The sequence below is a fragment of the Allobosea sp. 05T422_2 genome (assembly GCF_056396265.1).
In genome coordinates this window covers 1-5,770 of sequence record NZ_JBFTLD010000356.1, presented here as the reverse complement: position 1 = coordinate 5,770, position 5,770 = coordinate 1, and the positions used below count along the sequence as shown (strand labels likewise).

The window sequence follows — 5,770 nt, the reverse complement described above, 5'->3', positions numbered from 1 at the left end:
CGCGGGCGATGCCGAGCGAAACGGCGGCGACGCCGATGCGCCCGCCGGCCAGCTCGCCGACCGCAACCCGGAACCCGTCATTCTCCCGACCCATCAGGTTCGAGGCCGGGATGCGTGCGCCCTCGAAATGGATGGTATTCGTGGCCGAGCCGGTCTGCCCCATCTTCTTCTCGGCCTTGCCGACGCTGACGCCCGGCGTGTCGGCCGGAACCAGGAAGACCGAGATGCCCTTGCCTTTCGGTGCGTCGGGGTCGGTCACGGCCCAAACGACGAAGAGGCCGGCATATTCGCCGCTGGTGATGAAGATCTTCTGGCCGTCGAGCACATAGCTGTCGCCGTCGCGGCGCGCCCGCATCCGCATGCCCGCGGGGTCCGAGCCCGCTCCGGCTTCGGTCAGGCAGAAGGCGCCGGCCGCATAGGTGCCGTCAGCGAGCTTCGGCAGATAGGCGGTCTTGTGCGCGGCCGAGCCGACCGCCTGGATGACCTCTCCGACCATATTGGTCACCGAGGTCGTGACCGCGGTCGAGGCGCAGGCGGCCGCGAGTTCCTCCAGTGTCAGCGCGAAGGCGACCGTGCCGGCCTCGCTGCCGCCGAACTCGCCGCGGACATTGAGCGCCATGAAGCCGTTTTCGGCGAGGGTCTTCAGATTGGCCAGGAATTCGCTGCGACCCTCGCCGCGATCGAGAGCCTCGGCCAGCGGCGCCAGCCGGTCGGACGCGATTTTCCGGGCGGCTTCGCGGATCAGTCCTTCCTCGTCGCTCAGCGCGAATTCCATGCTGCCCTCGTCGTTTCGTGCACCGACCTTAGAGGGCCGGCACTGAACCGCCAACCGGCGTGATCGGCTCGTTCCTGCGAAGATGGACGCGCGTTCCCGCACATGCGCTCCGGTCACGGAGATGGGGGTTGACGCGATGAGCCTTCGGGTGCATCTCGGCCTCGCTGCAAGCCTTCCGGCGGCAGTTTCACAGGAACCCCGACCCAATGCCAACCGACAGTCCCAGTCGACAGTCGATGCCGTCTGACGCCGCTTCGCGCGCCTGACCGGGGAAACCGGCTCGCCTGCGATCGGCCATGACGGCCGATCAAAGGATACGAGCTATGAATGCCGTTGCCACCGCACCGGAGCGGGATCTTCTCGCTGCAACCCTCGCCCAGACGCTGGCGCGGGACCATATCGCCGACATTGTCGAAACCCTGAACGACCAGGACGTCGAAACGGTTGCCGCCGTGCTCCTTGCCTTGCCGTTCGAACGGGCCGTCGAGGTCCTGGACCAGCATGAACTGACGGCGGCCTCCGAAGCGCTCGGCTTGATGCCGGAAGCGCGCGCGGCGCAGTTCCTGTCCGCCATGTCGGCGGACCGCGTCGCCGACGTGGTCCCGGAATTCGACGAGCCGTTGCGCCTGCGCCTGCTCGGCCGTGTCGACCACGACACGCGCGCGACGCTGAATCGCCTGCTCGCCTATCCCGAGCAAAGCGCGGGCTCGATCATGACGACGGAATTCGTCAGCGTCCCGGCCGACTGGACCGTCGCGCGCACGCTCGATTACATCCGGCATGTCGAGCGTACGCGCGAAACGATCTATGCGATCTATGTCCTCGATCCCGCGACCGGGAAGCTGGTCCGCGCCGTTTCGCTGCGCCGGCTGATCAGCGGCGATCCGCAGGCGCTCGTCGCCTCTGTCGTGCCCGAGATGAAGCCGATCAGCGTGACGCCGGAGGTCGACCGGGAAGATGTCGCGCGGCTGTTCACGAAATACGACCTCCTTGCCGTTCCCGTCATCGATGCTGGCGAGCGCGTCATCGGCATCGTCACGGTCGACGACGTCATCGATGCGATGATCGCGGAGACGACGGAGGACGTGCAGAAACTGGGCGGCATGGAGGCGCTCGACGAGCCCTACAACGAGATCAGCTTCGGCCGGATGATCCGCAAGCGCGCCGGCTGGCTCAGCATCCTGCTCATCGGCGAGATGCTGACTGCCTCGGTGATGCAGCACTATGAAGGTCAACTCGAGAAGGCGATCGTGCTGACCCTGTTCATCCCGCTCATCATGAGCTCGGGTGGCAATTCCGGGTCGCAGGCCACCTCGCTGCTGATCCGGGCGCTGGCGTTGCGCGAGATCAAGCTGAGCGACTGGTGGCGGGTGGCGCTGCGTGAGATTCCGACCGGCCTCACGCTTGGCGCCATCCTCGGCGCCATCGGTGTCGTGCGCGTCATCGCCTGGCAGAAGCTCGGTCTGTACGATTATGGCGAGCACTGGGCCCTGATCGCGGCAACCGTCGGCGTGGCTCTGCTCGGTATCGTCACCTTCGGTTCGCTCACCGGCTCGATGCTGCCCTTCATCCTCAAGCGCCTGGGTTTCGACCCGGCGAGTGCTTCGGCTCCCTTTGTCGCGACCCTGGTCGATGTCACCGGCCTGATGATCTATTTCGGGGTGGCCGCGATGATCTTGAGCGGCACCTTGCTTTGAACGCCCGCTGCAGGACGGGCACGGCTCCATCATCGGACCGGATCTCGTATCCGCTCCGATGATGTAAGCCTTCCGTGCTCGCATCGGCCTTCCCCGAAAACCGCAATCCCCGTCCCGGGGCGATGCCTTAGCCGGCGCGTCCGTTCTGCACCGCGACCGTGGTGGCGGGCCCGGGCTGCCTGAGCTTCTCGATCTGGCGTTGGTGGTCCTTGAACTCGCTCAGTGCCGTGCCGCCCAGGCTGTGATTGCTCGGCAGCTTGACCTTCATCGGATCGACGAAGTGGCTGTTGATCGTCACCTCATAATGGACGTGAGGTCCGGTCGAGAGGCCCGTCGTGCCGACGGTGCCGATGATCTCGCCCATGCGGACAGTGGCTCCGGGTTTGATCTGCGAGCCGATATTGGCCATGTGGTTGTAAGCGGTGGCGTAGCCGTTCGCGTGCTCGATCTCGACGCGGTTGCCGTAGCCGGCATGCGGGCCGGCGGCGACCACCTTCCCGTCACCTGCAGCCATGATCGGCGTGCCGCGGGGCGAGGCCCAGTCGACGCCGCTGTGAAGGCGTGAATAGCGCAGGATCGGGTGACGGCGCATACCGAACGGTGAGCTGATGCGTCCGATCTGGACCGGCCGGCGCAGCAGGAGCTTTCGCAGCGAAAGCCCTTCTTCGTCGAGATAGTCGACATCCCCGGTCTCGGGCGAAGCGTAGCGATAGACGCGGTGGGTCTCTCCCTCCGCCGTCAGGGCGGCATAGAGCAGCTCACGGCGGCCGGTCGAGGCGGCCTCGTCGTCGCTGAAGATCATCTCGAGGCGATCGCCGACATTCGTTCGCTGCTTGAGATCGAGATTCGATGCGAAGATGCCGACGAACTCGTCGATGAGTTCACGCGGTACCTGACTCTTGACCGCGCTGGCATAGACGCTCTGGAAGAGGGTGGCGCGCTCGCCGCTGTCCTCGTCGTCGTCATCGCTGCTGTCGTCAGCTGGATTGTGGTGCGCGTCATTCTTGGCCACCGCGACGAACCGGCCGCCATCATCTGCCGCAGCGATCTCTTCCGGGCCGGTTTCGTCGAAGAGAATGACGCGCTGGATGGTTTGGCCGCTGCCCTCCGGTGCGATCAGGAGGCGCAGATGCTGGCCTTCCGGGAGCTCCGCCTTCGCGCGCTTTCCGAGTGCGGCGACGATGGCCGCGACCCGCCGGTCGTCTGCGCCATTGTTCTGGAGGATGGAGGCCAGGGTGTCGCCATGGCCGAGCATGATGTCGCGCTCTTCGAACGGTCCCGGAGAGCCGGTGCGCACAGGAATATTGGTGACGTTCTCCGGGATGATTCTGACATCCAGAGAGCCGAATGCCGGTGAGCCGAGGGGAGCCGCCTGCTCCGTTTCGGTTTCCCCGGCCAAGCGAAGGGTGCGCGAGAGAATGCGCTGGTTCGAATACTCCAGCGGCAGTTGCGGTTCCGATCCGGAGAGGCGGAGCAACTCGGCAACCTGCTCGGCGGCGGCAGTATCGGAGAGGCCGGGCTCGGTGCCTGTCGCCGCCTGATCGGATAGATCGCGCCTCACGACCGACACATCGGCATCAGCGGGATCGACTGCCGCCTGCGGAGCAGCCTCTCGACCGGCGCTGGGCGGAGAGCTGAGCGATTCGAGGTCGGGCATGTTGGGAGCAGCTATCGCGAGCGGCGAGAGTTCCGCGGCGACATGGACGAGCGCATGGACCTTGGTGATTTCGCGCGCGCCGACCGTTTCGGTGAGCGGCGCACGGAAATGACGCGCCGTGCCGATCGAGAACCCGCGCTGCACAAGCAGGTCGCCCTTGCGGGCCGAACCGTTTGCACTGGTGCCGCGCGGCAAGGCCGTGACGGCCCGTTCCGGGCTTCGCGTGGCGGGGCTATCGGCCTCGGAAACCAGCAATGACCAGGTCAGCAATCCGGCTCCGACCAGCCCCAGAAGCAGGCTGGCCGAAAGCCACCGTCCCGAGAAGGCGGCGTGATCGCGCAGCGGCATGGGGCTCGGGCGAGGCGCAAAGGGATCGGTCAGCGCATCGGCGTTTTCGTCGTAGAACGGGCGCAACACCACTCCGTCGGTCGGAACTCTTCGCGACTCTGCCTGCGAGAACGGGGTGCCTCCCTATGTGCGGCGGGAAGGGGCGAAACTATGACGGCAGAAACTTTTCACCCGCGGCCCGTCAGCGCATGCGCGTTCGAGGCTGTTCGAGGATCGTCGTGAACCGGTGACGTTCCGCTGGTCGTCATCCCCGGCCGGGATGGCGATGAGCCCGAATCAGGACGTCTCTCGGTCTTCCTCGACACGGTTGCGCCCCGCGGCCTTGGCGACATAAAGCGCGCGATCGGCGGCTGTGACGAACGCAGGCCAGCCTCCGTCCTGGTTTTCTCTTCGGGCGACGCCGAAACTCGCGGTCACCTCGATGCTTTGCCCCGTTTCCAGCGTGAAGGGGGAGGCCTGCAGAATCGTCCGGAGCCGCTCTGCGACGTCGACCGGCGATTCGACGTGTGGATCCATCAGGAGGATGGCGAACTCCTCGCCGCCAAAGCGGGCAATGACGTCGTCGCGCCGCAGCGCCGAGCGCAGGCGCTGGGCGGCTTCCTTGAGGATCGCGTCTCCCGCGGCATGGCCGAATCGGTCGTTGACGTCCTTGAAGTAGTCGATGTCGAGCAGGATCAGACCGATACCCGTCGGGTCGGCTTCCCCGTCATGGAGGTGAGCGACCAGCCGCTCCAGGGCGCCCCGGTTCAGCACGCCGGTCAAGCCATCGGTGTCGGCCCGTTTCCTCAGCTTTTCCGTCAGTGCCGCGCGTTCGTTGTCCAACGTGTTGCGCTMGATCAGCCGCCGGCGAAGCGTATCGAGCGCCAGGAAGAGGCTGCGCATCTCGCCCCGCATGCCCCGACCGTCGATGGGCTCCTGCACGGCTCCGTCGGCGAGGGCAAGGACGTGGCTGCGGGCGCGCAGCAAGGGCCGGAACAGCAGGTTCTGGCTGGCGACGAGCAGCGCGAGTTCGATGATGAGCGCAAGGCAGGTCGCGGCCACGACGGCGATGAGGGACCGCAGAGCGACGTTGCGCTCCATCTGCAGATGCTCGACGGTGACATCGAGATAGGCGTCGCGAAGCTGCTCAAGCGGTGCGAATGTCGGCACGATCAGATGGGTGAAGCTGGTCTGAGGGACCGCAGAGCGACGTTGCGCTCCATCTGCAGATGCTCGACGGTGACATCGAGATAGGCGTCGCGAAGCTGCTCAAGCGGTGCGAATGTCGGCACGATCAGATGGGTGAAGCTGGTC

Annotated in this window: 4 protein-coding genes; 1 reads left to right on the top strand and 3 read right to left on the bottom strand. The window is 66.0% G+C overall.

The window, feature by feature from the left end:
• On the bottom strand, positions 1-775 hold a 775-nt coding region (locus tag AC1DJT_RS33705), incomplete at its 3' end, for an acyl-CoA dehydrogenase family protein (RefSeq protein WP_476835782.1).
• A 323-nt stretch (positions 776-1,098) separates the two neighbouring features.
• Here AC1DJT_RS33705 and mgtE point away from each other — a divergent pair.
• Positions 1,099-2,472 (top strand): magnesium transporter, encoded by a 1,374-nt coding sequence (mgtE, locus tag AC1DJT_RS33700; RefSeq protein ID WP_441488951.1) that lies wholly within the window; start codon positions 1,099-1,101, stop codon positions 2,470-2,472.
• Between the two features lie 127 nt (positions 2,473-2,599).
• Here the strand turns inward: mgtE and AC1DJT_RS33695 are convergent, their stop codons facing one another.
• Positions 2,600-4,543: a M23 family metallopeptidase gene (locus AC1DJT_RS33695; RefSeq protein ID WP_441506477.1), complete on the bottom strand. Its 1,944-nt coding sequence runs from the start codon at positions 4,541-4,543 to the stop codon at positions 2,600-2,602.
• Between the two features lie 210 nt (positions 4,544-4,753).
• The gene (locus AC1DJT_RS33690; protein WP_476835781.1) at positions 4,754-5,626 is read right to left on the bottom strand and encodes a GGDEF domain-containing protein; all 873 of its coding nucleotides are present in this window, start codon (positions 5,624-5,626) and stop codon (positions 4,754-4,756) included.
• Positions 5,627-5,770 lie beyond the last annotated feature (144 nt).